This is a genomic window from Mycolicibacter sinensis (genome assembly GCF_001667375.1).
GTDB classification, from domain to species: domain Bacteria; phylum Actinomycetota; class Actinomycetes; order Mycobacteriales; family Mycobacteriaceae; genus Mycobacterium; species Mycobacterium sinense_A.
The window spans coordinates 110,536-134,348 of record NZ_LZIN01000073.1; the positions used below are offsets into that span (position 1 = coordinate 110,536).

A 23,813-nucleotide genomic window follows, 5' to 3' on the forward strand; every position below is an offset into this window, starting at 1 on the left:
CTCAACCGCCGACCGCGGTGAACCACTCGCCGTAGAACATGGAGACGCCCAGGCCGCAGGCGATGGCCGTCAGCAGCCAGAATCGAATGATCACGGTGGTCTCGGCCCAGCCGGCCAACTCGAAGTGGTGATGGAACGGGGCCATCCGGAACACCCGGCGCCCGGTGCTGCGGAACGCCAGGATCTGCACCACGACCGAGATGATCTCGGCGACGAAGAGCCCGCCGAGCACCACCGCAAGGATCTCGGTGCGGGTGGTGATCGACAGGCCGGCGATCACCCCGCCCAGTGCCAGCGACCCGGTGTCGCCCATGAAGATCTTGGCCGGTGCGGCGTTCCACCACAGGAAACCGATGCAGGCGCCCGCGGTCGCGGCGGCGATCAAGGCCAGGTCCAGCGGATCGCGGACGTTGTAGCAGCCCAGTCCGGGCGCGCTGGCGCAGGCATTGCGGTGCTGCATCACGGTGATCAGCACGTAGGCGGCGCTGACCATCGCCATCGACCCGGCGGCAAGTCCGTCCAGACCGTCGGTGAAGTTGACCGCGTTGGACCAGGCGCTGACGATCACGACGACGAACAGCACGAACACCACCGCAGGCAGGGTGACCGTGGCGATCTCGCGCACATAGGACAGCTGCTGAGAGCCCGGGGTCAGCCCGGCCTCGTTACGGAACCCCAGCACCAGCAGACCGAACAGCGTCGCCGCGGTCACCTGCCCGACGGCCTTGGCGGTCTTGTTCAGGCCCAGGTTGCGCGCCCGACGGATCTTGATCAGGTCGTCGATGAAGCCGACCGCGCCCAGCGCGGTGGCCAGCCCCAGTACCAGCAGACCGGACGCGGTGGGCCCGGTGCCGTAGAAGACCAGGCCGGCCAGCTGAGCGGTCAGATAGCCCGCCCAGATCCCGGCCACAATCGCCACGCCGCCCATCGACGGGGTGCCGCGTTTGCTGTGATGGCTGGCCGGGCCGTCTTCGCGGATCTCCTGACCGAACCCCTGCTTGGTGAACAGCCGGATCAGCACCGGGGTCAGCAGGATCGCGACCAGCAGCGCGACGCCGGCGGCAACCAGGATCATGATCATCAGCGGTCTCCCGCGTCGTCGCTGATCAGAGCGTCGGCCAGCGCGGTCAACCCGGCGGAGTTCGAGGCCTTGACCAACACCACATCGCCGGGGCGCAGTTCGGCGCGCAACAGGGCGTGGGCGGCGTCGACGTCGGGTACCGCGGTGGCCTCGGCACCCCAGGATCCCTCCATGACCGCGCCGTGATGCATCGCGCCCATCGATCTCCCTACTCCGACGACAACAAGACGAGACACATCTAAGCGCACCGCGAGCCGTCCGATGCGGTCATGCTCGGATATCGCGTCCTCGCCCAGCTCAGCCATCTCCCCGAGCACCGCCCAGCTGCGCCGGGGCTGGGCCCCCGGTTTTTCCCCGCGGGCGATCCAGGCCAGCGCCTGCAGCGCCGCCCGCATGGAGTCGGGGTTGGCGTTGTAAGCGTCGTCGATCACCATCACCCCGTCGGCGCGGGTGCTGACCTGCATCCGGTGCCCCGAGATCGCTCCGACACCGGCCAGCGCATCCGCCACCTGCTGGGGCGTGGCGCCGCATTCCAGCGCGACCGCGGCAGCGCACAGCGCATTGGAGACCTGGTGGTCCCCGGACACCCCGAGCCGTACCTCGGATGCGCCCACGCCGGCGTGCAGGGTGAAGTGGGGGCGGGCCAGCTCGTCGAGCGCCACCGGCCCGGCCCACACATCGGCGGGGGCTGCGCGGCTGACCCGCACCACCCGTGCCGCGGTCTTGCCGGCCATCGCGGCCACCGCCGAATCGTCGACGTTGAGGATCACCACGCCGGACTTCGGAACCGCTTGCACCAGTTCGGCTTTGGTCTCGGCGATCGCCTCGCGGGAGCCGAACTCGCCCAGGTGCGCGGTCCCGACGTTGAGCACCACCGCCACCTGCGGCGGGGCGATGGCGGCCAGCGCCGCGATGTTGCCGCGATGCCGTGCCGAGAGCTCCAGCACCAGGAAGTCGGTGTTCTCATCGGCTCGCAGCACCGTCCAGGGGTGGCCCAGCTCGTTGTTGAACGACCCCGGCGGCGCCACCACCTCCCCCAGCGGAGCCAGCACGGCGGCCAGCAGGTCCTTGGTGGAGGTCTTGCCCGACGACCCGGTGACGCCGACGATCCTCAGGCCGCGGGCCACCAGGGTCGCGGCCACCGCGGCGGCCAGCTTCGCCAGCGCGGCCAGTACCGCGGCGCCGGACCCGGCGGCGTCGTCGTGTTCCAGGGCGCCGGATCGGCTGTCGGAGGCGGCGGGATCGACCACGATGGCCGGCACTCCGACCGGGCGGGCCGCGAGCACCGCCACCGCACCGGCTGCCACCGCCGCGGCCGCGTGGTCGTGGCCATCGGCCCGCGCACCGGGCAGCGCCAGGAACAACGAGCCCGCGGTGATCTTCCGCGAGTCGAACTCCACGCTCCCGGTGACGCTGGTACGTGCGGCCTGCTCCGGTGAGATATCACTGAGCCGGCCGCCGACGATCTCGGCGAGCTCGGCGATACTCAGCGCGATCATCGGTGCTGCTCGCGCGCTTCCAGCGCCTGGGCCAGCTCGACGCGGTCATCGAAGGGCTGCGTGACCCCGCCGGCGGTCTGCCCGGTTTCGTGGCCTTTGCCGGCCACGAGCACCACGTCGCCCGGCCGTGCCCAGCGCACCGCGTGCGCGATCGCGGTCCGGCGGTCCCCGATCTCGACCACCTCCGCGGTTCCCTCGGCGGCCCCGGCCAGGATGGCCCGCCGGATGTCGGCCGGGTCCTCGCCGCGCGGATTGTCGTCGGTGACCACGACCAGGTCGGCCGCCTGGGCGGCGGTCCGGCCCATCGGGCCGCGCTTGCCGTGGTCGCGGTCGCCGCCGGCGCCGAACACCACGGCCAGTCGCCCGGTCGTCTCGCGCAGATCGGAGCGCAGGGTCGCCAGCGCCGCCGCCAGCGCGCCCGGCTTGTGCGCGTAGTCGACCAGCGCCAGGAAGCCCTGGCCACGGTCGACCGGCTCCATCCGGCCCGGCACCCGCGCGTCACGCAGCCCTGGCGCGGCCTGCCCCGGTGACACCCCGACCGCGTCGAGAACCGCCAGCGCCACAAGACAGTTGGCGATGTTGTAGTCGCCGGGCAGTCCGATGCCGACCGGATGGCGCACCCCGGCGGGATCGACCGCCGTGAACTGCCTGCCGACCGGTCCCGCGCTGGGCTGCTCGACGCCCCAGTCCGCCGGGCGCCCGGTCGCGCTGACCGTGACCGGCGCCGTGGCCCGCGCTGCCATCGCTTCACCGGCCTCGTCGTCCACACAAACCACCGACCGGGCGGCATGCAACGGCGACGCCGGATCGAACAGTCGCGCCTTGGCTTCGAAGTAGTCCGCCATGCTCGAGTGGAAGTCCAGGTGGTCGCGGGACAGGTTTGTGAAAGCGCCCAGCGCAAAGCGGGTGCCGTCGACCCGGCCCAGCGTCAGCGCGTGGCTGGACACCTCCATCACCACGGTGTCCACCCCGCGCTCGGCCATCACCGCCAGCAGCGCCTGCAGGGACGGGGCCTCCGGGGTGGTCAGCACACTGGGCAGGTCGGCACCATCGATGCGGACGCCGACGGTGCCGATCAGCCCGGCGGTGCGGCCGGCAGCACGCAGTCCGGCCTCGACCAGGTAGGCGGTGGTGGTCTTGCCGGACGTGCCGGTGATCCCGATGACCGTGAGCCGCTCGCAGGGATGCCGGTAGACCTCTGCCGCTAGCTCGCCAAGCACGCGGCGGGGATCCGGATGAACGAGCACCGTGATACCGGTTGCACTGTCGGCGATTTCGGCGGCCCCTGCGCCGTCGGAGAGCACCGCGACCGCGCCGCGAGCAACCGCCTCGGCCACGAACCGCGCACCGTGGGTCGTGGCGCCGGGCAGCGCCGCGAACAGGTCACCGGGCTGGACGTCCTGGGCGCGCAGCGTCAGCCCGGTAACGTCCAACTCAGGCACCGCGCCCCCGGTGGCCGCAACCGCTCCGATCCGGGCCGCCAGCGCTTGCAGCGACGTGCCCGCACCGACGTCAGGGCGCAATGCGGCGCACACCGCCATCACCTCCATCCGCTGCGGCCGGTCCGTGAAAGGATCGGACCTGAGACTACCCAGGCGGGCAGGGACAGCCGCTACATCGCCTGCAGAACCAGTGGCGGGCCGGGGTCGGGCGACAGCGGGACGTTGTGGCGCTGCAACAGCCAGGCGGCGATGTTGTGGAACAGCGGCGCACCAGAGGTGCCCGGCGACCCGTCCGCGGCGCGATGCGGGTTGTCCATCATCAGCCCGATGACGTAGCGCGGGTTGTCCGCCGGGGCTATCCCGGCGAACGTGATCCAGTAGACGTCGTCGTAGTAGCAGCCGCAGGCGGAGTTGATCTGCTGTGCGGTGCCGGTCTTTCCGGCGATCTGGTAGCCGTCCACCGCGGCCTGCCATCCGGTGCCCTGCTGGACCCCGGTCGGGTCGCGCTGGGTCACCGCACGCAGCATGTTGCGCACGGTCGCCGCGGTCTGCTCGCTGACCACCCGCACACCTTCGGGCCGGGGCTCCTCGGTGCGGGTGCCGTCGGGGGCAATGGTCGCCTTGATGATCCGCGGCGGAATCCGCAGGCCGTCGTTGGCGATGGCCTGGTACATGCCGGCCATCTGCAGCAACGTCATCGAAAGGCCTTGGCCGATCGGCAGGTTGGCGAACGAGCTGCCCGACCACTGATCGACCGGCGGAACCAGGCCGGCGCTCTCGCCGGGCAGCGCCACTCCGGTGCGCTGCCCCAGGCCGAACTTCTCCAGCATCTCGAACCAGCGCTCCGGGCCGACCCGCTGTGCCAGCATCAGGGTGCCGACGTTGGAGGACTTACCGAAGATCCCGGTCGTGGTGTAGGGCGCGACGCCGTGCACCCAGGCGTCGCCGACGGTGACATCGGCGATGTTGATCGATCCTGGGACCTGCAGCACCTCATCGGGATTGCTCAATCCGTACTCGATGACCGAGGCGGCGGTGATCAGCTTGTTGACCGAACCGGGCTCGAACGGCGACGACACCGCCGGGTTGCCGAGCTGCCGGTGCTCTTGTCGCCCGATGTCCTGGGATGGGTCGAAGGTGTTGTCGCCGGCCATCGCCAGCACTTCGCCGCTCTTGGCGTCGAGCACCACCGCGGTCGCGTTGCGCGCGCCGGAGACGTCCTTGGCCTGCTGAACCTGCTGCTGGACGTAGAACTGGATGTCGTCGTCGAGGGTGAGCTGGATCGTCGACCCGTCGACGGCCCGGTGCCGGTTGCGGTAGCTGCCCGGGATCACCACGCCGTCGGAGCCGCGGTCGTAGGTGATCGAACCGTCGGTGCCGGCCAGCACCGCGTCCATCGAGTCCTCCAGACCCAACAGGCCGTGGCCGTCCCAGTCGATACCGCCGATGATGTTGGCCGCCAACGACCCGCCCGGGTACTGCCGCAGGTCTTGACGCTCGCTGCCGACTTCCGGGCACTTGTCGATGATCGCCTCGGCCAGCGCCGGCTCGACGGCGCGGGCCAGGTAGACGAATGTCTCGTTGCTGCGCAGCTTCTTCAGCAGCGTCGCCGCGTCCGGTTGGTTGCCGAGCCGGCCGGCGATCTCCTTGGCGATCTCCTGCAGCCGGCGCTGCGGATCGGGCGCGGCGGGATTCTTCTTCCTGGCTTCTTCGAGTTGCTTGCCGACCTTGATCGGCTGGAAGGTCAAGGCGCGGGCTTCGATGGTGAATGCCAGTTTGTCGCCGGTGCGGTCGATGATGTCACCGCGCATGGCTTGTTGGACATCGGTCACCTTGAGCTGTCCGGCGGCCTCGGCGCGCAGCCCGGATGCCTGCGGGACCTGCAGATAGAACAGCTGCGCCGCGGCCAGGGCCAACACCAGGAAGATGACGGCGTTGCCGGTGCGGTGCCGGAAGACGAATGACGCGCTGCGCGGACCCAGTTCGGTGGCGTGCCGGGTCCGACGGTCGCGGGCCGAATGTCCGTCCGGCTGCGTGGCTTTCGCCGCTTTACCGGGCTTGGCCTGCTTGCTGGGTTTGGTGACCCGGCCGGCCTTGCGGCGGGCTGTGCTGGAACCGGCGGCGCGGCCCGTCGGCCCGGTCCCCCGCGCCGGCCGTCTCATCGCGCGGCTCCCGGGACCACCGGCGGCAATGCCGCCTCGGGCGGCAGCACCGTCGCCGGGGGCAACACGGCCTCGGGCGGCAGCTCCGTCGTCGGGGGCAGCAGAGCGTGCGGTGGCAGCTCCGTCGCCGGGGGCAGCACAACCACCGGTGGCAGCACAACCTCCGGAGACAGGGCGACCGGCGGAATGTCGAGCGCGGGACCCGGCGGCGGACCGGACAGTGGCGCGCCGGGTGCGGCGGGCATCCCGGGCAGGCCCGGAATGATCAGGGGCCCGCCCGGCGTGGCCGGGGAAGGCACCACCGGAGCGGGCGCCGCCGGGGTGGGCAGATGCCGGCTGTCCAGCTTCGGCCCGGCAGGCGGCACCCGAACCGGAACCTCGGCCGGCGGCGACGCCGGCCGATCGTCGGGCAGCTTGGTGTTCAGTGGCGGCGGCGGCACCCCTTCAGCCGGCTTCGGAACGCCCACCACCACCCAGTTGCCGGCCGGGTCCTGGACCAGATGCGCGGTGTCGCGGGTCGGGATCATGCCCAGCTCGCGCGCCGCCTCAGCCAGCGCCGGCGCCGATTCGGCCGTCAGCACGTCACGCTCGAGCGCCTCCTTCTGCTGCATGAGCACCCGGTTGTGTTCCCGGATGTTGCCCAGCTGATACGAGCGCTCTGCGGCGTCCGTCGACAGCCACAGCGTGATGCCCAGGCCGATGCCGAGCGAGCCGATGATCAGCACGACGAACGGAACCTTGGCCGCCAGCGTGCGCGGCCGCAGGTCGACCGACGCCAAGCGCGTGATCAGGCGTTCCCGTAGCGGAACACGCACAACCTTGGGCGTCTTGGCCTTTCGTGCCTTAGCCCGCGCTTTGGCCTGCTTGGTGTTCTTCGGTGGTGCCGGCCTGGTGTCGGGACGCGGCAGCGCCGCGTTCTGCGGCCCTGACCGTGGCCGCGATTCGCGCCCGGGGGCGGGTGCATTCGGGTGCTGGCGGCGCAGGCGCCGCGATTGCGACGCCTCGTTGGAGCGGCGCGGCCGGGTACGGGTCCCGCCTTCAGGGTTGCGGCGGCGGTCGCCTTGCCGGGCCGCAGGTTTGCGCTTGGTCGCCATCAGTTCCCCCTCGATGCCGCGATCGGCCCGTTCGTCACCCGCTGCACGGCCCGGAGCCGGACCGACCCGGCCCGCGGGTTGCGCTCGATCTCATCCGGTTGGGCCCGTTCGGCACCCCGGGTCAACGTGGTGAAAGTCGGTTCGTCACCGGGCAACTCGACCGGCAGGTCGACCGGGGTGCGCGACGTGGTCACCGCGGCGAACAACTGCTTGACGATGCGGTCCTCCAGCGATTGGTAGGACATCACCGCGATGCGCCCGCCCACTGCCAGGGCGTTCAGCGCCGCCGGAAGAGCATCCCGCAGCGAGTCCAGTTCAGCGTTGACCGCGATCCGCAGCGCCTGGAACGTCCGCTTGGCCGGATGCCCCCCGGTACGCCGCGCCGGCGCCGGAATCGCCTCGTAGAGCAGGGCGGTCAGCTCGCTCGTCGACGTGAACGGGGTCTGCGCCCGGCGGCGGACGATGTGCGAGGCGATCCGGGATGCGAAGCGTTCCTCGCCGAAGCGGCGCAATATGTCGGTCAGCGCCGCCGCGTCGTAGGTGTTGATGATGTCCGCCGCCGTCAGCTCGCCGTCGGGGTCCATCCGCATGTCCAGCGGGGCGTCGTGAGCGTAGGAGAAGCCCCGCTCCGCCCGGTCCAGCTGCATCGAGGAAACACCCAGGTCGAACAGCACCGCGTCGACGGAAGCCGTTGCAGCCAAGCCCGTTTCGGCCAGCGCGTTGCTGATCCCGTCGAAGCGGGTGTGGACCGTGTGCAGCCGATCGGCGAAACGGGCCAGCCGGGCGCTGGCGATGCCGAGTGCGGTGGTGTCCCGGTCGAGGCCGATCACCCGCAGTCCGGGGAACTCGGTCAGAAACCGTTCGGTGTGGCCGCCGGCTCCCAGGGTCGCGTCCACGAGGGTGGCGCCGAGCCCGTCGGGAGATTGCCGAGTCAGCGCCGGGGCCAGCAGTTCCACGCAGCGCTCGAGCAGCACCGGCACGTGCCCGAATTCGCCCTGCTCGGCCACCGCACCACCTCCCCGTCTCTGGGCCGCCCCTGCCTCGAGGTCCCTGCCCGACAGCGCGAACCTGACGTTGGGGAAGTACGTCAGGGTCGGTTCGGACAGAGGCCACGAGGCACGGGCGGGCGCCTCAGATGATGTCGCTGAGGGCTTCATCGCTGGCCGCGGAGAAGTTCTCTTCATGGGTCTGCTGGTAGTCACTCCAGGCCTGCGCGTCCCAGATTTCGAGGTAGTCGACCGAGCCGATGACCACGCAGTCCTTGGACAGGTTGGCGTAGCGCCGGTGATCCGGTGACAACGTGATCCGGCCCTGGCCGTCGGGATGCTGTTCATCGGTGGCGGCGGCCAGGTTGCGCAGGAACGCCCGCGCCTCGGGGTTACTGCGCGATGCCTTGGCCGCGCGGCGGGCCAGCTGCTCGAACTCTGCCCGCGGATAGACGGCCAGGCTGTGGTCCTGGCTCTTGGTGACCATCAACCCTCCTGCCAGTGCGTCGCGGAACTTCGCGGGCAGTGTGAGCCGCCCCTTGTCGTCGAGCTTGGGCGTGTAGGTGCCGAGGAACATCGGCTACCTCCCCACTCACTCGACCACGTCAGCCCACAATACCCCACAATCACCCACTCCGCACCATTTAGCGGCCCGGTTTCCCCCCGCTTCCCCACTTGTCCGCGGGTTTTCCGGCTTACCTCCGGCTGGAGCGGTCGGCAGCGCCACGAAACGGCCTGGTCAGCCAGGCGAAACGGAAGTGGGGCGAAGTGGGGCTAGCCGGCCGTCAGAATCACGCCGGCAGCCCACCCGGATGCGCCCATGAAAAAGGGCAGCCGATCGGCTGCCCTGTCACCTCACCCGTGCCGCGTTACGGCTCGAAGCGGCGGCGGAACCGGTCCTCCATGCGGCTGGCGAACGTCCCGCTGCCGCCCTTTACCCGGCGCTGCTGGCTACCGCCGGTCCTGGCAACGCCATCGCGACCCGCAGCGGCATGCTTGCCGGTGATCGCGAAGATCACGCCTGCGAACATGACCACGAATCCCAGCACGCTCAGGATCAAGAATCCGGGATTGACCATCGCGTAGAAGGGGATGCCCGAGACCAGCATCACCAGCCCAACCAAGAACAGCGCCATGCCCTGAATCCGCCGCCGGGTGGTCGGGGTGCGCAAGGCACCGCCGCGAACGCTGGAAGCGAACTTCGGGTCCTCGGCGTAGAGGGCGCTCTCGATCTCATCAAGCATCCGCTGTTCATGATCGGAGAGTGGCATTCGTCCCTCCTTGCCGACGGCCGCTCACATCACTGCCCACCGCTGGCTACGACTGTGCGGGCATCTAATACTGATAATACGAGGTCGACCTGCGGTGTACCACAGGCTTCGTCAGCTGATTGTAGCCGCGGTCCGGCGATGCCGATCCACAACCACCGACGTCCGCCGGATAATAGGTCCGGCGCGCCCTACCACCGGCCGGGAAAGGAACCTGCACGTTGGCGACATTGCTCATCGACCTGTCGCCGCGTGACATGGCGGACCGTCTCGGCGAGGCGCTGCGGGTGTACGTCACCGCGATGGGCTACCCGCCGGGCACCGCGAACCAACGTGCGGCGATGTGGCTGGATCACACCCGCCGGCGCGGGTGGCAGGCGGTGGCCGCCCTGGACGGCGGAGACGGCGGATCCGGCGCCGAGATGCTGGGAATCGCCTACGGCTACTGCGGAGCACCCGATCAGTGGTGGCAGCAGCAGGTGGTGATGGGTCTGCAGCGCCGCGGCCTGCCCCGACCCGCCATCTCCCGCCTGATGACCAGCTATTTCGAGCTGACTGAATTGCACGTGCTGCCACAATCGCAGGGCAGCGGCCTGGGCGAGGCACTGGCACGGCGACTGCTCGCCGGGCGCGCCGAGGCCAACGTGCTGTTGTCCACTCCGGAGATCAGCGGCGAGGGCAACCGCGCCTGGCGGCTATACCGCCGGCTGGGTTTCACCGACGTCATCCGCAGCCACCACTTCGCCGGCGACCCCCGGCCGTTCGCCATTCTGGGCCGCACACTGCCGTTGGAGCAGGCATCGGCAGCGCAGAACCCGGCCGATCTGGCACGATGACGTCCGTGCATGTTCGGCGCTCACCCCGGCTCACCGTGTACCGCCGGCTGCTGGCCCTGGTGGGGCTGCTGCTGATCGCCGCGCCTTCCCTGGTCGGCTGCGTGCGCATCAAGGCCACCATCACCGTCTCCCCCAACGACCAGGTGTCGGGCCACATCATCGCGGCGGCCAAACCCCGCAACGACAACGACACCGGCCCCAAGCTCGACGCCGACCTGCCGTTCGCCCAGAAGATCGCCATCTCCAACTACAAGAGGGACGGCTACGTCGGCTCCCAGGCGGTGTTCTCCGACCTGACCTTCGCCGAACTGCCCCAGCTGGCCGAGATGAGCCGCGACGCGGCCGGGGTGAACCTGGCGCTGCGTCGTGCCGGCAATCTGGTGATCCTGGAGGGCCGAGTGGATCTCACCTCGCTCAGCGACCCCGAAGCCGACGTCGAATTGAGCGTCGCGTTCCCGGGCGAGGTGACGTCGACCAACGGCGAGCGCATCGGCGAGGACACCGTGCAGTGGCGACTCAAGCCGGGCGTGGTGAGCACCATGAGCGCGCAGGCGCGTTACACCGATCCCAGCACCCGCTCGTTCGCGCGCGCCGCCATCTGGCTGGTGTTGTCGACGCTGGCGGTGGCCGGAGCGGTGGCGCTGATCGCCTGGCAGGGCCGGGACCGCTCACCGCGGGTAGGCAGCGCACACGACGAGGCCGACTGAGCCGGCCGGCTCAGCGGGGCTGCGGCGACCAGTACTCGAGCATCTGCGCGAAGGTGGTGAACGCGGCCGCGGACACCCCGTAGGTGGCTTCCAGGTGAATGCTCAGCGGGAAGCCGAGATCGGCGACACCGTCGATCACCCGCTTGTACAGGTCGAGCATCAGCTTGCGCCGCTGCTCGGGCTCACTGCCGGACAGCGTCCTGACGAAGTCCTGCTCGGCCGCCACCGCCGCGTTGCCCGGGTCCTGGATCAGCCAGTTGATCAGCCCGACCCGGTTCTCGAACGTCGGCACGAAACCGAAGGACAGCAGGATCTCCGGGCGCGCGTCGCTGTGCTGGGCGAACTCGGTCAAAAACGGCACGATCGCATCGGAGTACAGCAGCTGGGTCAGCCCGAATGTGGCACCACGGTCGCATTTGAAGTCGAACCGGCCGATCTCATCGGCGCGGGTCGGGATCAGGATGACGCCGCGGTTGGGCAGCTCGTCGCGGAAGGTCGCCAGCGCGTCGGTGGGCGGCACACCCGAGCCCTCGCCGTCGGCCATGGTGCGGGGCACGCCGACGAACACGACGCCCTCGATGCCGGCCGCGGTCAGCTCGCCCAGCCGGCTGCGCAGCGCCGATTCGTCGGAGAACGCGGTGACCTGGGTGCACAGCCCGGCCATGCCCGGCAGCTCCGGCTTGATCGCCGTCCAGAAGTCCAGCACATCGAGCTTGGGCTTCATCTCGATCGGCCGGTCGTCCTCCTCGGCGATCATGCTCGGCATCAGGATGTGCCGGATCCGCCCCTGCAGGCCGGACTCGGCCGCGAACCGCACGACCTTGCGCGCCTCCTCGATCGTCTGCTCGGGGCCCCGTTCCACGTTCGGTGGGACCAGCTCGAGTGCGACGGTGTTCAAGGTCACGAGGTTGCTCCTCATCGAAGGCGGTCAACGGTGCCGCGGGCGGGCTTCGCCGGCCCTCCGCGGAGAAGCAGGGGCGGCACCGCGGCCGATACGGGCACCAGACGCTGAGCCTATCGACCATGCGTCCGCGCCGCCTGCCTGAGTCCCCCCCGAGCGTGGTGGCACACTCTACGCTGAACGCACGCCGGGGGTCCCGGCCCGGGCCGAGTGAGAAAGGGGCGCGCGCTGAGCTTCAAGGCACCCGCAGCAACCGCACCGTCGGCCGCCGAGCTGGCCGGCGCGGTAACCGAGCAGTTGCGCTCCTACCTGCGCACCCGCCGTACCGACACCGCCTACATGGGCGATGACTACCAGCACCTGATCACCGGCCTGGAGGAGTTCGTGCTCGGCGGCGGCAAGCGGCTCCGTCCGGCGTTCGCCTACTGGGGCTGGCGAGCCATCACCGGCCGGGACGCCCTCGACGACGAGCTACTGCTGTTTTCGGCGCTGGAATTGCTGCACGCCTGCGCGCTGGTGCACGACGACGTGATCGACGCCTCGGCGACCCGCCGCGGCAGCCCGACCACCCACCACAAGTTCGCCGAGTTGCACCGCAGCCGCGGCTGGCGCGGCGCGCCCGAACAATTCGGGATATCGGCCGCCATTCTGCTCGGTGACCTGGCGCTGGTCTGGGCCGACGACATCGTCGCCAGCGCCGGCCTGCCCGCCGACGCGCAGCGCCGGGTGCGGCGGGTCTGGTCGGACATCCGCACCGAGGTGCTCGGCGGGCAATACCTCGACATCGTCGCCGAGGCCAGCGGTGTCGAGTCGATCGCGTCGGCGATGGCGGTCAACACCTACAAGACCGCCTCCTACACCGTGGTGCGCCCGCTGCAACTGGGGGTCGCGGCCGCGGCCGACCGGCCCGACATCCAGGCGCTGTTCCACGAACTGGGCACCGACCTGGGCGTGGCCTTTCAGCTGCGCGACGACGTGCTGGGCGTGTTCGGCGATCCGGCGGTGACCGGCAAACCTTCCGGCGACGACCTGCGTTCGGGCAAGCGCACGGTGCTGGTGGCCGAGGCGGTGGAGTTGGCCGACAACTCGGATCCGTTGGCGGCCAAGCGGTTACGCACTTCACTGGGCACCGCGTTGACCGACGCGCAGGTCCGCGAGCTGTGCGAGGTGATCGAGAGCGTGGGCGCACTGGCCGCCGTCGAGGACCGGATCGATGTGCTGACCCGCCGCGCCATGTCGGCACTGGCGGCCGCCCCGATCGACGAGGTCGCCAAAGCCGGACTGACCGACCTGGCTCGCCTGGTCGCCGACCGGTCCGCCTGAGTACCCGGAGCGCCGATGTCTACCCCCGTCACCCCGCCGGTCCCGGCTGTGTCCACCGATGCCGCCGACACCCGTTCCCGGCTACGGCGATTCGCCACCAGCGAGCAGTCCGGCGCGGCGTGGCGCGGCTGCCTGGGGGCTGTGCTGATCACCCTGGGCGGTCTGGGAGCGGGCAGCACCCGGATCCAGGACCCGGTGCTGGAGTCGGTGCACCTGTCCTGGCTGCGCTTCGGCCACGGCCTGGTGCTGTCGTCGGTGCTGTTGTGGGTCGGGGTCGCGGTCATGCTGGTGGCCTGGCTGGGTCTGGGCCGACGCGTGATCAACGGCACGGTCACCGAATACACGTTGATCGCGACCACCGGTTTCTGGCTGGCGCCGCTGCTGCTGTCGGTTCCGGTGTTCAGCCGAGACACCTACTCCTACCTGGCCCAGGGCGCGTTGCTGCGCGACGGTTTCGACCCGTATGTGGTCGGGCCGGTCGAAAATCCCAACCCGCTGCTCGACGACGTCAGCCCGATCTGGTCGGCGACGACGGCGCCCTACGGTCCGGCGTTCATCTTGATCGCCAAGCTGGTGACGATCCTGGTGGGCGACAACGTGGTAGTCGGCACCATGGTGCTGCGGTTGTGCATGCTGCCCGGTCTGGCGCTGTTGATCTGGGCCGCGCCGCGGGTGGCCCGGCGGGTCGGGGGCAGTGCCCCGGCGGCGCTGTTCCTCGCGGTGCTCAACCCGCTGGTGATCATCCACCTGATGGGCGGGGTCCACAACGAGATGCTGATGGTGGGCCTGATGATCGCCGGGATCGCCGTGACCTTGGAGCGCCACCACCTGGCCGGGATCACGCTGGTGGCCCTGGCCGCGGCGGTCAAGGCCACCGCCGTCATCGCACTGCCGTTTCTGGTGTGGGTGTGGATGCGCCGGCTGCGGGAGCGCCGCGGCTACCCGGCGGCGGGGGCGTTCGCGGCGGCAGCGGGTGTCTCCGCGCTGATCGTCGTCGCCGTCTTCGCGGTGCTCTCGACCCTTGCTGGTGTTGGTCTGGGCTGGCTGACCGCCCTGCTGGCCGGCAACGTCAAGATCATCAACTGGCTCACCGTGCCCACCGCGGCGGCCAACGTGATCCACGCGGTCGGCGGGCTGTTCGCACCGGTGAACTTCTACGCGGTGCTGCACATCACCCGGATCACCGGAGTCGCGGTGATCGCGCTGGTGCTGTCGGTGCTGTGGTGGCGGTCCCGGCGCGACGATCGCACCGCGGTGGCCGGGATCGCCTGGGCGATGCTCATCGTGGTGCTGTTCGTGCCGGCCGCACTGCCCTGGTACTACACCTGGCCGTTGGCGGTGGCGGCCACCGTGGTGCGCTCACCGACGGCGATCGCCGCGATCGCGGCGGCCTCGACCTGGATCATGGTGATCTTCAAGCCGGACGGCTCGCACGGCATGTACTCCTGGCTGCATGTGATCGCTGCGAGCGCCTGCGCACTGTACGCCTGGTACCGGCTCTCGAAAGCCGTCGAGGCGCCCGGGGTGGCTGAGATCAGTACGCCATAGCCTGCGCCCGGCGCATCACTTCCCGGGCCTGGTGGGCGTGCAGCGCGTCGATGGGGCGGGCGTTGGACACCGCCTCGCGCACGCCGTCGCGGGTCAACGACAGCGACGAGTCCGGGGTGAACAGCCAGCGCACGATGTCGGTCTGCCGGTAGCCACCGTCGTGCAGCACCGCAAGCAATCCCGGCAGGCTCTTGACGACGTCCGCGTCCGCGGTGAAGAACACCTGCGGAACCACCAGCACGCCCCCCCGCCGCACCGCGACCAGATGGTTGTCGCGCAGGTACTGGTGCACTTTGGTGACCGGCACCCCGAGCATGTCGGCGACCCGGGGCAGGTCGAAGGTCGGTTCATCGGGTTCTAGGACATCGTCGGCGGCTGGAATGCTGCTCACGACACAAGTTTAAAGCCGCCGGCGCGGCCACCCGCCCGCATACCATGACCGGGTGACTTCCACGTGGGGCCCGGACGCACTGGAAGGCGCCCTGCTCGACGGCCGGTACCGGGTCGGGACCCGGATCGCCACCGGCGGCACATCCACGGTCTACCGAGGTCTCGACGAACGCCTGGACCGCCCGGTGGCGTGCAAGGTGATGGACCTGCGCTATGCCGGCGATCAGCAGTTCCTGACCCGCTTCCAGCTCGAGGCGCGTGCGGTCGCCCGCCTCAAGGACCCGGGGCTGGTGGCGGTCTACGACCAGGGTTTCGGCACCCCGCACGATCCCGGGCAGCCGTTTCTGGTGATGGAACTCGTCGAGGGCGGAACGCTGCGGGAACTGCTCAACGAGCGCGGCCCGATGCCCCCGCATGCCGTCGCCGCGGTGCTGCGCCCGGTGCTGGGGGCGCTGGGGATCGCGCACCGCGCCGGGCTGGTGCACCGCGACGTCAAACCGGAGAACATCTTGATCTCCGACGATGGCGACGTGAAGGTGGTCGACTTCGGGCTGGTTCGGGCCATCGCGGCGGCCGGGATCACCTCGACCAACGTGATTCTGGGCACCGCGGCCTACCTGTCACCCGAGCAGGTCCGCGACGGGAACGCCGGTCCGGCCAGCGACGTGTACGGGGCCGGCGTGCTCACCTACGAGTTGTTGACCGGCCGCACCCCGTTCTCGGGCGATTCGGCGTTGACGGTCGCCTATCAGCGGCTGGATCATGACGTCCCGCCGCCCAGCGCGGCGATCGACGGTGTGCCACCCGAATTCGACGACCTGGTGGCCCGAGCCACCGCACGCGACCCGGCTGACCGGTACGCCGACGGCCTCGAGATGGCCCGTGAGGTCGATGCGATCGCCCAACGGTTGGCGCTGCCGGCGTTTCGGGTGCCGGCCCCGCGCAACTCCGCCCAGCACGTCGCGGCGCAGCCCCGCCCGACGCTGCACATGGCACGCGAGCCACGAGACCGGGCGACCGACACCCAATATCAGTTGGTGACAGGGCAATTCGCCGGAATCGAGTTGAGTCAGTTCGTGCTCGCGCGCCAGCATGCGCGCCGGATGGTGCTGATCTGGCTGGCGGTGCTGTTCGCGCTCACCGGACTGGTGGCAGCGGTCGCCTGGTCGCTGGGCAACAGCGTCGGCGCGCTGCTGTAGCCCGCGCCGGAATGGGTCAGCCGCGCAGCATCTCGGCGACCAGGAAGGACAACTCCAGGCTCTGCTGGGTGTTGAGCCGCGGGTCGCACGCCGTCTCGTAGCGGCCGCCCAGGTCCGCATCCGAAATGTCTTGGGCCCCACCGAGACACTCGGTGACGTCCTCGCCGGTGAACTCCAAATGAATGCCGCCGGGATGGGTGCCCAGCGCGTGGTGCACCTCGAAGAACCCCTGCACCTCGTCGACGATCCGGTCGAAGTGCCGGGTCTTGTGGCCGGTGGAGGCCTCATGGGTGTTGCCGTGCATCGGGTCGCACTGCCAGATCACCTGGTGACCGGTGGCCTGCACCTTCTCGATGATGCCCGGGAGCAGGTCGCGCACCTTGTTGTTGCCCATCCGGCTGACCAGCGTGAGCCGTCCGGGCTCGTTCTTCGGGTCGAGCCGCTCGACGTATTCGACCGCCAGCTCGGGCGAGGTCGTCGGCCCGAGCTTGATGCCGATCGGGTTGGCGATCACCTCGGCCAGCCCGACGTGGGCGCCGTCGAGCTGGCGGGTCCGCTCCCCGATCCAGACGTAGTGCGCCGACAGGTCGTAGAGCCGTGGTTCGCCTTCGATGTCGGCCATCCGCAGCATGGCGCGCTCGTAGTCGAGCACCAGCGCCTCATGGCTGGCGTAGATCTCGGCGGTCTGCAGTTCCCGGTCGGCAACGCCGCACGCGTTCATGAACTTCAGCCCGCGGTCGATCTCACCGGCCAGCGCCTCGTAACGCGCGCCCGCCGGAGAGGTGCGAACGAACTCCCGGTTCCAGTCGTGGACCAGTTCCAGCGACGCCAGCCCCGACGAGGTCAGCGCCCGCACCAGGTTCATCGCGGCGCTGGCGTTGGCGTAGGCCCGCACCAGCCGGGACGGGTCGTGCTCGCGCACCGCGGCATCCGGGGCCAGGCCGTTGACCATGTCACCGCGGTAGGACTTCAACCCCAGCGCGTCGACGTCGGCCGAGCGAGGCTTGGCGTACTGGCCGGCGATGCGGGCCACCTTGACCACCGGCGTGGAGGCGCCGTAGGTCAGCACCACCGCCATCTGCAGCAGGGTGCGGATGTTGCCCTTGATGTGCGGCTCGGTGTTGTCGGTGAAGGTCTCGGCGCAGTCACCGCCCTGCAGCAGGAAGGCCTCCCCGTGGGCGACCTGCGCCAGCAGGCCCTTGAGCCGCACGATCTCGGACGCGACCGTGATCGGCGGGACACTCTCGAGCACCGTGCGCATCGCCTGGGCCTGGTCAGCGGGCCAGCTCGGCTGCTGAACGGCCGGCCGGGCCAGTGCGGCATCAAGACGCTCGCGCAGGTCTGCGGGCAGCGGCGGCAGCGCCGGCAGCTGGTCGATGGGTACATCAACGGTCCAGTTCACCCGACCATGGTAGCCGGATGCAGACATGCACTGATCAGGCCTGTTTGGTGGCGCTGCTGATGGGCCAACTCCTCAACGGTCCGCTCCGCGCCCCGCATCGTCGTCGGCCGTGTTGATGGGCCAACTCCTCAACGGTCCGCTCCGCGCCCCGCATCGTCGTCGGCCGTGATCACCTTGAAACGCCGCAACTGGTCGCGGGCGTCCACCAGCGCGTCGTGGCTGCCGGGCGATCGCGGTGGCAGCCGCGGCCGCCCCCGGTCCTCCCAGAGTTGCCGCAGCTCATGGGTGAAACGCGGGATCGGCGCCGGCAGGTCGGGCATCGCGCCCCACAATTGGCAGAGCGCCACGTGGTCGTAGGCCGCGACCCAAGCCCACAATTCGATCGGCTCCCCGCTCTCAGAACCGAGGAATTCCTCGAGGTCGGCGCGGATCCGGCTGCGTGAGCGCCACGCCTGCGACGCCGGTGAGGGCAACTTCGGTAGCACGTGGGTGCGGACCCACTGCCCGGCGCGATCCGGATCGAATTCGGTGGACACCGCGTAGTACTCGCGGCCGTCCTCGGCCACCACGCCGATCGAGATCAGCTCGATGGTGCGGCCGTCCTCGATGAACTCGGTGTCGTAGAAGTACCTCACCAGCGCGGCCCCCCCGGCCTGCGCACCGGAGGGATAACGAAGGGCCTAGTCGGCGCCGAGGCCTCCGCGACCGCCCGGTTGGGCGCCGGACGCTCGGGGACCCGCCCGGTGGGCACTCGCGGCCGGCGGATCATGATCGGCTCCGTCGGCGCCGCTGCCGCCCGCACGTCACGGTCGAGTTCGGCGTCAACGACCCGCTCGTCGGGCACCTGGGGCCGGCCCGCAATGGCGTCCTGCAGCCACAGCTTGGCCTGCACCACCGGGCGTCGCAGCCGACGTTCCCGCTCCAGCGCGCGGTGTATCCGGTCGCGCTTGTCCAGATAGCGCCACCGCGCCCACGGTGCGTGCGGCCGGGACAGCCGGATCGCGCCGATCACCAGCAGCGGGAAAAAGAACATCCCGATCAGCCCGGTCCACACCTTGCCCTTGAGCAGCACCACCACGCCCAGCGGCAGCGCCATCACCAGCCCGGCCAACACCCCGGTGCGGATCAGCGGCGAGGAGGTGTCGTGCCACGTCGACAACATAAACGTCAGGGGGTGAAAGCCCAGCACCAGCAGTCCGGCCACCGCGGTGGCGGCGAATACGGCGTCCACCGAGGCGCGGCCGTCCTCTTCCCAGTACACGTCGGATAGGTGCAGGATCAGCGCGTACTCGTCGAGCACCAACGCCGCGCCGACCCCGAACGCGATCGCGGCGAAGCTGAACGCCGGCTCGTGCCCGTTGGGGCCCGCCGCCACCAGCGTCACCCCGGCGACCATCACCAGCACGACCCCGAACACCACGTGATGGATGTGCTTTGAACCGATGTGCACGTTGCGCGGCTGCCACCACCGGGGGGTGTCGACGCGCCCGGCAGTGCTGCGGATGTAGCGGACCACGGAGCGGGTCACCAGAAACGTCAGCAGGAACGCGAGCAGGCAGCACAGCAGCGGTAATCTGCCGCGGTCGATGATGTCGTCGCGGAACCATTCGAGCACCTAATGCAACGTACGCCACCGCGGTACCCGACGCCCAGATCACCGCCGGTGCGGCCCGGCGAAACCTGGTCGACGGCAGCCACCCGATAGGCTGTGCGGCGACATGAGTACATCGCGGCCGCCCGACCCGGGCCGTCGGCACGGGGGCGGCGCCGGTTGGTGGATTTTCGCCCTGCTGGCGATCGGGGCGCTGGGCTACACGACGTGGCGGGCGCTCGCCAGCACGCCGTATCACATCGACGTCGACGTCTACCGGATGGCCGCGCAGGCCTGGCGCGACGGCCTTCCGCTCTACGGCGATGACTGGTTTGCCACCCAGATCGACGGAACGGTGCTGCCTTTCACCTATCCCCCGATCGCGGCGGTGCTGTTCGCCCCGCTCACCTGGGTGCCGTTGGGCGTCGGCACCGCCGCGCTGACCGTCGTCTCGACGCTGCTGCTGGTGCTGTCCCTCACCATCGTGCTCACCGGCCTGGGTGTCGGCGTCGGCGACGGCCCGGCGTGGTGGCGGCGGGGTGTGGTGGCCGCGGCGATCGTCGCGGCGGCCATCTGGCTCGACGCCGAACCGATCTGGTCCAACTTCGACTTCGGTCAGGTCAACGCGGTGCTGATGACGCTGGTGATCGCCGACTGCGTGCCGCGCCGCACCTACTGGCCGCGCGGCGCACTGCTGGGAGTGGCGGTCGCGCTGAAACTGACCCCGGCGGTGTTCCTGCTCTATTTCCTGCTGCGCCGCGACGGCCGCGCCGCGGTGACCACGCTGGTGTCGTTTCTGGCGGCGACTCTGATGGGCTTCGCATTGGCCTGGAGCGACTCCTGGCAGTACTGGACGCACACCGTTCGCAACACCGACCGCATCGGCGGGGCCACGCTGAACACCAACCAGAACCTGGCCGGCGCGCTGGCTCGACTGCCACTGGGCGAACATCAGCGCTCGGCACTGTGGCTGGTGGGCTGCCTGCTGGTACTGGCGCTGACGGTGTGGGCGGCCCGCCGGATATTGGGCCAGAACTTCGCCGAGGCGCCGATCATGGCGCTGATCTGCGTGGCACTGTTCGGGTTGGTGGTCTCCCCGGTGTCGTGGTCACACCACTGGGTGTGGATGCTGCCGACCGTGGTGGTGACCGGCGTACTGGCCTACCGGCACCGGGCGATCGCGCTGGGCGTGCTCAGCGCGCTCGGGGTGGCGCTGATGATGCGCAGTCCGATCGAGTTACTGCCCGAGCATCACGAGGCCGGCGCGGCGTGGTGGCGCCAACTGGCCGGGACGTCGTACGTGTGGTGGGCGCTGACGGTGATCGTCACGGCCGGCGCGACGCTCAAGCAGGCCCGCCGGTCGATCCCGGATCAGCCTGCGGCGGTTTCCGGAAACCGGGCGACCGGCTGAGCCGTTGCCCCATCTTGTTGCGGGGCACCGTTTTTGAGACTGGCCGCGTAGATGTCGACGTACTCCTGGCCGGACAGACCCATCAGCTCGTAGATCACCTCGTCGGTGACGGCGCGCTCGATGAACCGGTTGTCGGCCATCCCGTCGAAGCGGGAGAAATCCATCGGCTTGCCGAACCGGACCGTGACCCGGCCGAACCGCAGCATCTTGGTCCCCGGCGGGTTGACCACGTTGGTTCCGATCATGGCGACCGGAATCACCGGGACGCCGGTGTGCAGGGCCAGCCGGGCCAGGCCGGTCTTGCCCTTGTACAACCTGCCGTCGGGTGACCGGGTGCCCTCGGGGTAGATGCCCAGCAGCTTGCCGTCTTTGAGGATCCGCTCGGCGGTGGTCAGTGCGGCCTGCGCGGCGTCGGCGTCGGTGCGGTCGATGGGCACCTGCCCGACCGCGGTGTAGAACCAGCGGGTGAACCAGCCCTTGATCCCGGTCCCGGTGAAGTATTCGGACTTGGCCAGGAAGGTGATCCGGCGACGGACCACCAGCGGCAGGTAGAAGCTGTCCATGACGGCCAGGTGATTACTGGCGAGGATCACCGCGCCCTCGTCGGGAATGTTCTCCAACCCCTCGACTTTGGGACGGCCGATCAGGGCCAACAGGGGGCCCAGGAGTACGTACTTGAACAGCCAATACCACATGGCCCCTCCCTCCTACCCACGACATCGGCCGTGTTCGCGCCAACTTTACCGACCGCGCCTGGCTACGGCCACACGGCGATTCGTCACACGGACGATTCCCCGGAATTCCTTAGGTTGCTTGGTCATCGGTGTTCAGTGCGCTCATTTTTCTATGGTGACCGGGATGTGCTGGTAGCCGGACCGGGCCGGCGCGCCCCCGTCCCCGCCGGGGGGCGGGCCCTCGGGCGGGTCCGGAACCGTGCCGGTCTCACCGACCACCGCCCGGATCACCTCGAACAACGCGACACTGTGCTCGGCGATGACGGTGAGCAACGGATGCTCCTCCCCGGTGACCAACGCCGCCAGCGCACACACCGGGCACCACACCTGCTGACACTTGCCCGGCCCGTCACCGGAGGCCGCCAGCAGCGCCGCCGTCCGCACCGCCGGGTCGAGACGGTCCAGAATCGCCTGGGCGAGCTTGCGTAACTCGGGCCCCAGCTCGCCCAGCTCGGGGTGCGCGCCAGCGCTCAACGCCGCACCTCCTCGTCCCTGCTGACCGGCCACACCTGTGGGTCCGGCCGGAAACGCACCGTCAATTCGCTGCCGCGCAACGTTGCGTCCACGACCGTGCATCGCCGCAGCACCGACGCCAGCCGGACCCGGCGTTTGGTGCCGCCGACACCGATGATCAAGTCGTCCCCGGACCGCCCCAGACTGAGCGCACCGGAATCGACCTGGGGCAACTCTAGCCGCAACCGGTACACCGCCCCCAGTCCGGAACCCGACTCCCGGTCCACCACCGGCCGCACCGGCCCCGGGGGCGCCGACCCGTCGCGGCGCCGGGCGCCCTCGAGGAGTTCGGCCAGCGCTTTGGGCCCGATCGGTTCGCCCGCCAGATGCGGAATCAGCACCATCGCCACGTCACCGATGGCGCGGTCCAGTTCTTCCAAAACGCCGTGCTGTTCGCGGATCCGCTCGGCGTACCAGTCAAACGCCGGATGGGCGGGCAGATTGGTATAGATGTACGAATCATCTTGCAGCAAAACCTGATTGACGATCAGCTCGTCGACGCGCACCCCGGTCAGGGACAGCGTCCCCAAGGTCCGGACGGCTTCGGCCGCCACCACACGCTCAGCGGTCAGCACCAGGTGCGCTCCGACCAGTGACTCGTCGGTCAACAGTGCGGCAAGACGCTCGGCGGCCCCGCAGACCCGCTCGATCAGCTCGACCAGGGCGGCCGATCTGCCCTCGGTCGCACTGAGCCTGCGGTGCCGTGGCCAGGATCGCTCGGCATAGAGCGCCACCGTGGCGGGCAGCGTCAGCATCCGCATCGCATCGGCGGTGGACGCGCAGTCGACGACGATCCGATCCCACCGGCCGCTGTGCGCCAGCTCACCGACCTCATGCAACCCGAGCACCTCCTGAACCCCGGGAAGGGTCGAAAGTTCTTCGGGGGCAACGCTTCCCAAATCCGATTCCGGGAACCGCTCGGACAGCACGACGACGACCTCGGTCCAGTGCGCCTCGAGCAACGCCAGCGTGTCCAGCGCCAGCACGTCGAGCCCGCCAGGACCGGCGTCGTCGAGCACCACCGAAACGGGGTCGCGTCCCCCGCTGGGTGTCACCGTCACGCCGAGCACATCGCCGACCGAATGCGCCTGGTCGGTGGAGATCAGCAGCACCCGGTGGCCGGCGCGCGCGTCGGCGACCGCAGTCGCCGCGGCCAGCGTGGACTTGCCTACCCCGCCTTTGCCGACGAACAGACTGATCGGCGCCACTGGAAGCGCGGTGTGCGCTCCTGCCTCAGGCGGCCTCACTCAGCCTCGGCTCGCTTCTTCAGGTCCTTGAGCGCGGTGTCGGTCAGGCGTCGCTCCGCCTTGCGCTTGAGCAGACCGATCATCGGGATCGTCAGATCGACCGACAGTTCATAGACGACTTCGGTTCCAGAACCCTTGGGCGCCAAACGGTATTCACCGTCGAGGGCCTTGAGCAGCGAACTGGAGACCAACGACCAGCGCACCGAGCGACGATCAGCCGCCCAGTCGTACTTGAGCACCATGGTGTCTTTGAGCACCGCGGCGTCCAGGACCAACCGGGCCTGCTTCGGGTAGCCGTCGGAGTCGGTTTCGAGCACCTCGGCCTCGGTGTACTCCGAAACCCACTCGGGGTAGGCGCCGATGTCAGCGATCACCTTCATCACCGTGTCAGGATCCGCCGCAATGACGATGGTCTGCACTGTCTTGTCCGCCACCTGGTTACTTCCCTAACTTGTTTGCGCCTGCACCGGCCCTCGGCA

General features: G+C 69.7%; 23 protein-coding genes. 6 read left to right on the forward strand and 17 right to left on the reverse strand.

Annotated features, from left to right (window positions below; genetic code table 11):
• Position 1: 1 nt before the first annotated feature.
• The 8 genes from mraY to A5771_RS14835 form a co-directional block, all read right to left on the reverse strand.
• A complete protein-coding gene (gene mraY, locus A5771_RS14800; RefSeq protein ID WP_064855954.1) occupies positions 2-1,081 on the reverse strand; it encodes a phospho-N-acetylmuramoyl-pentapeptide-transferase in 1,080 nt (359 codons plus the stop codon).
• Positions 1,081-2,580, reverse strand: coding sequence for a UDP-N-acetylmuramoyl-tripeptide--D-alanyl-D-alanine ligase (locus A5771_RS14805; RefSeq protein WP_064855955.1), 1,500 nt, complete (start codon positions 2,578-2,580; stop codon positions 1,081-1,083). The genes mraY and A5771_RS14805 overlap by 1 nt, the downstream gene beginning before the upstream one ends.
• Complete coding sequence (locus A5771_RS14810) at positions 2,577-4,121, reverse strand: UDP-N-acetylmuramoyl-L-alanyl-D-glutamate--2,6-diaminopimelate ligase (protein WP_064855990.1); 1,545 nt, start codon at positions 4,119-4,121, stop codon at positions 2,577-2,579. The genes A5771_RS14805 and A5771_RS14810 overlap by 4 nt, the downstream gene beginning before the upstream one ends.
• Before the next feature lie 71 nt (positions 4,122-4,192).
• The gene (locus tag A5771_RS14815) at positions 4,193-6,184 is read right to left on the reverse strand and encodes a peptidoglycan D,D-transpeptidase FtsI family protein (protein WP_064855956.1); all 1,992 of its coding nucleotides are present in this window, start codon (positions 6,182-6,184) and stop codon (positions 4,193-4,195) included.
• Positions 6,181-7,281, reverse strand: a complete 1,101-nt coding sequence (locus tag A5771_RS14820; protein WP_428844412.1) for a hypothetical protein — start codon at positions 7,279-7,281, stop codon at positions 6,181-6,183. The genes A5771_RS14815 and A5771_RS14820 overlap by 4 nt, the downstream gene beginning before the upstream one ends.
• A complete protein-coding gene (gene rsmH / locus A5771_RS14825; protein WP_082947239.1) occupies positions 7,278-8,435 on the reverse strand; it encodes a 16S rRNA (cytosine(1402)-N(4))-methyltransferase RsmH in 1,158 nt (385 codons plus the stop codon). Before rsmH ends, A5771_RS14820 begins: the two co-directional genes overlap by 4 nt.
• On the reverse strand, positions 8,410-8,841 hold the full coding sequence (gene mraZ / locus A5771_RS14830; RefSeq protein ID WP_019738354.1) for a division/cell wall cluster transcriptional repressor MraZ: 432 nt from the start codon (positions 8,839-8,841) through the stop codon (positions 8,410-8,412). Before mraZ ends, rsmH begins: the two co-directional genes overlap by 26 nt.
• Positions 8,842-9,133: 292 nt before the next feature.
• Positions 9,134-9,535 carry a DUF3040 domain-containing protein gene (locus tag A5771_RS14835; protein WP_064855957.1) on the reverse strand — a complete coding sequence of 134 codons (402 nt, stop codon included), beginning with the start codon at positions 9,533-9,535 and terminating at the stop codon, positions 9,134-9,136.
• A gap of 218 nt (positions 9,536-9,753) precedes the next feature.
• Between A5771_RS14835 and A5771_RS14840 the strand changes: the two genes are divergently transcribed.
• Both A5771_RS14840 and A5771_RS14845 read left to right on the forward strand, forming a co-directional pair.
• Positions 9,754-10,368, forward strand: a complete 615-nt coding sequence (locus A5771_RS14840) for a GNAT family N-acetyltransferase (RefSeq protein WP_064855958.1) — start codon at positions 9,754-9,756, stop codon at positions 10,366-10,368.
• Positions 10,365-11,075, forward strand: coding sequence for an LppM family (lipo)protein (locus A5771_RS14845; RefSeq protein ID WP_064855959.1), 711 nt, complete (start codon positions 10,365-10,367; stop codon positions 11,073-11,075). The genes A5771_RS14840 and A5771_RS14845 overlap by 4 nt, the downstream gene beginning before the upstream one ends.
• Positions 11,076-11,085: 10 nt before the next feature.
• Here the strand turns inward: A5771_RS14845 and A5771_RS14850 are convergent, their stop codons facing one another.
• Complete coding sequence (locus A5771_RS14850) at positions 11,086-11,979, reverse strand: mycobacterial-type methylenetetrahydrofolate reductase (RefSeq protein ID WP_064855960.1); 894 nt, start codon at positions 11,977-11,979, stop codon at positions 11,086-11,088.
• Between the two features lie 270 nt (positions 11,980-12,249).
• On the opposite strand from A5771_RS14850, the gene idsA2 reads away from it, so the two are divergent.
• The gene (gene idsA2, locus A5771_RS14855; protein ID WP_207545456.1) at positions 12,250-13,299 is read left to right on the forward strand and encodes a bifunctional (2E,6E)-farnesyl/geranyl diphosphate synthase; all 1,050 of its coding nucleotides are present in this window, start codon (positions 12,250-12,252) and stop codon (positions 13,297-13,299) included.
• 15 nt (positions 13,300-13,314) lie between these two features.
• A complete protein-coding gene (locus tag A5771_RS14860; RefSeq protein WP_064855961.1) occupies positions 13,315-14,847 on the forward strand; it encodes an alpha-(1->6)-mannopyranosyltransferase A in 1,533 nt (510 codons plus the stop codon).
• On the opposite strand, the gene A5771_RS14865 is transcribed toward A5771_RS14860, so the two are convergent.
• The gene (locus A5771_RS14865; RefSeq protein WP_064855962.1) at positions 14,834-15,238 is read right to left on the reverse strand and encodes an Rv2175c family DNA-binding protein; all 405 of its coding nucleotides are present in this window, start codon (positions 15,236-15,238) and stop codon (positions 14,834-14,836) included. The two genes, A5771_RS14860 and A5771_RS14865, sit on opposite strands and share 14 nt — an antisense overlap.
• A 52-nt stretch (positions 15,239-15,290) precedes the next feature.
• On the opposite strand from A5771_RS14865, the gene A5771_RS14870 reads away from it, so the two are divergent.
• On the forward strand, positions 15,291-16,436 hold the full coding sequence (locus A5771_RS14870) for a protein kinase domain-containing protein (protein ID WP_082947240.1): 1,146 nt from the start codon (positions 15,291-15,293) through the stop codon (positions 16,434-16,436).
• A 16-nt stretch (positions 16,437-16,452) separates the two neighbouring features.
• On the opposite strand, the gene A5771_RS14875 is transcribed toward A5771_RS14870, so the two are convergent.
• The 3 genes from A5771_RS14875 to A5771_RS14885 form a co-directional block, all read right to left on the reverse strand.
• A complete protein-coding gene (locus A5771_RS14875; protein ID WP_064855963.1) occupies positions 16,453-17,838 on the reverse strand; it encodes a class II 3-deoxy-7-phosphoheptulonate synthase in 1,386 nt (461 codons plus the stop codon).
• 128 nt (positions 17,839-17,966) lie between these two features.
• Complete coding sequence (locus tag A5771_RS14880; RefSeq protein ID WP_064855964.1) at positions 17,967-18,473, reverse strand: polyadenylate-specific 3'-exoribonuclease AS; 507 nt, start codon at positions 18,471-18,473, stop codon at positions 17,967-17,969.
• The gene (locus A5771_RS14885) at positions 18,470-19,453 is read right to left on the reverse strand and encodes a hypothetical protein (protein WP_064855965.1); all 984 of its coding nucleotides are present in this window, start codon (positions 19,451-19,453) and stop codon (positions 18,470-18,472) included. Before A5771_RS14885 ends, A5771_RS14880 begins: the two co-directional genes overlap by 4 nt.
• A gap of 103 nt (positions 19,454-19,556) precedes the next feature.
• Between A5771_RS14885 and A5771_RS14890 the strand changes: the two genes are divergently transcribed.
• Positions 19,557-20,840: a glycosyltransferase 87 family protein gene (locus A5771_RS14890; RefSeq protein ID WP_064855966.1), complete on the forward strand. Its 1,284-nt coding sequence runs from the start codon at positions 19,557-19,559 to the stop codon at positions 20,838-20,840.
• Here A5771_RS14890 and A5771_RS14895 read toward each other — a convergent pair.
• The 4 genes from A5771_RS14895 to A5771_RS14910 form a co-directional block, all read right to left on the reverse strand.
• The gene (locus A5771_RS14895) at positions 20,801-21,535 is read right to left on the reverse strand and encodes a lysophospholipid acyltransferase family protein (protein WP_064855967.1); all 735 of its coding nucleotides are present in this window, start codon (positions 21,533-21,535) and stop codon (positions 20,801-20,803) included. The two genes, A5771_RS14890 and A5771_RS14895, sit on opposite strands and share 40 nt — an antisense overlap.
• A gap of 141 nt (positions 21,536-21,676) precedes the next feature.
• Positions 21,677-22,048, reverse strand: a complete 372-nt coding sequence (locus tag A5771_RS14900; RefSeq protein WP_064855994.1) for a hypothetical protein — start codon at positions 22,046-22,048, stop codon at positions 21,677-21,679.
• The gene (locus A5771_RS14905; RefSeq protein WP_109401145.1) at positions 22,045-23,295 is read right to left on the reverse strand and encodes an ArsA family ATPase; all 1,251 of its coding nucleotides are present in this window, start codon (positions 23,293-23,295) and stop codon (positions 22,045-22,047) included. Before A5771_RS14905 ends, A5771_RS14900 begins: the two co-directional genes overlap by 4 nt.
• A 35-nt stretch (positions 23,296-23,330) precedes the next feature.
• Entirely contained in the window at positions 23,331-23,768 is a 438-nt protein-coding gene (locus tag A5771_RS14910) for an SRPBCC family protein (protein ID WP_064855969.1), read from the reverse strand.
• Positions 23,769-23,813: the final 45 nt, after the last annotated feature.

Bases quoted from the DNA above. Each gene is read 5' to 3' on its own strand.
- A5771_RS14890 (WP_064855966.1), top strand. From the start codon at position 19,557: ATGAGTACATCGCGGCCGCCCGACCCGGGCCGTCGGCACGGGGGCGGC.
- A5771_RS14895 (WP_064855967.1), bottom strand. From the start codon at position 21,535: ATGTGGTATTGGCTGTTCAAGTACGTACTCCTGGGCCCCCTGTTGGCC.
- mraY (WP_064855954.1), bottom strand. From the start codon at position 1,081: ATGATCATGATCCTGGTTGCCGCCGGCGTCGCGCTGCTGGTCGCGATC.
- rsmH (WP_082947239.1), bottom strand. From the start codon at position 8,435: ATGAAGCCCTCAGCGACATCATCTGAGGCGCCCGCCCGTGCCTCGTGG.
- A5771_RS14810 (WP_064855990.1), bottom strand. From the start codon at position 4,121: ATGGCGGTGTGCGCCGCATTGCGCCCTGACGTCGGTGCGGGCACGTCG.
- A5771_RS14815 (WP_064855956.1), bottom strand. From the start codon at position 6,184: ATGAGACGGCCGGCGCGGGGGACCGGGCCGACGGGCCGCGCCGCCGGT.
- A5771_RS14860 (WP_064855961.1), top strand. From the start codon at position 13,315: ATGTCTACCCCCGTCACCCCGCCGGTCCCGGCTGTGTCCACCGATGCC.
- mraZ (WP_019738354.1), bottom strand. From the start codon at position 8,841: ATGTTCCTCGGCACCTACACGCCCAAGCTCGACGACAAGGGGCGGCTC.
- A5771_RS14845 (WP_064855959.1), top strand. From the start codon at position 10,365: ATGACGTCCGTGCATGTTCGGCGCTCACCCCGGCTCACCGTGTACCGC.
- A5771_RS14805 (WP_064855955.1), bottom strand. From the start codon at position 2,580: ATGATCGCGCTGAGTATCGCCGAGCTCGCCGAGATCGTCGGCGGCCGG.
- A5771_RS14835 (WP_064855957.1), bottom strand. From the start codon at position 9,535: ATGCCACTCTCCGATCATGAACAGCGGATGCTTGATGAGATCGAGAGC.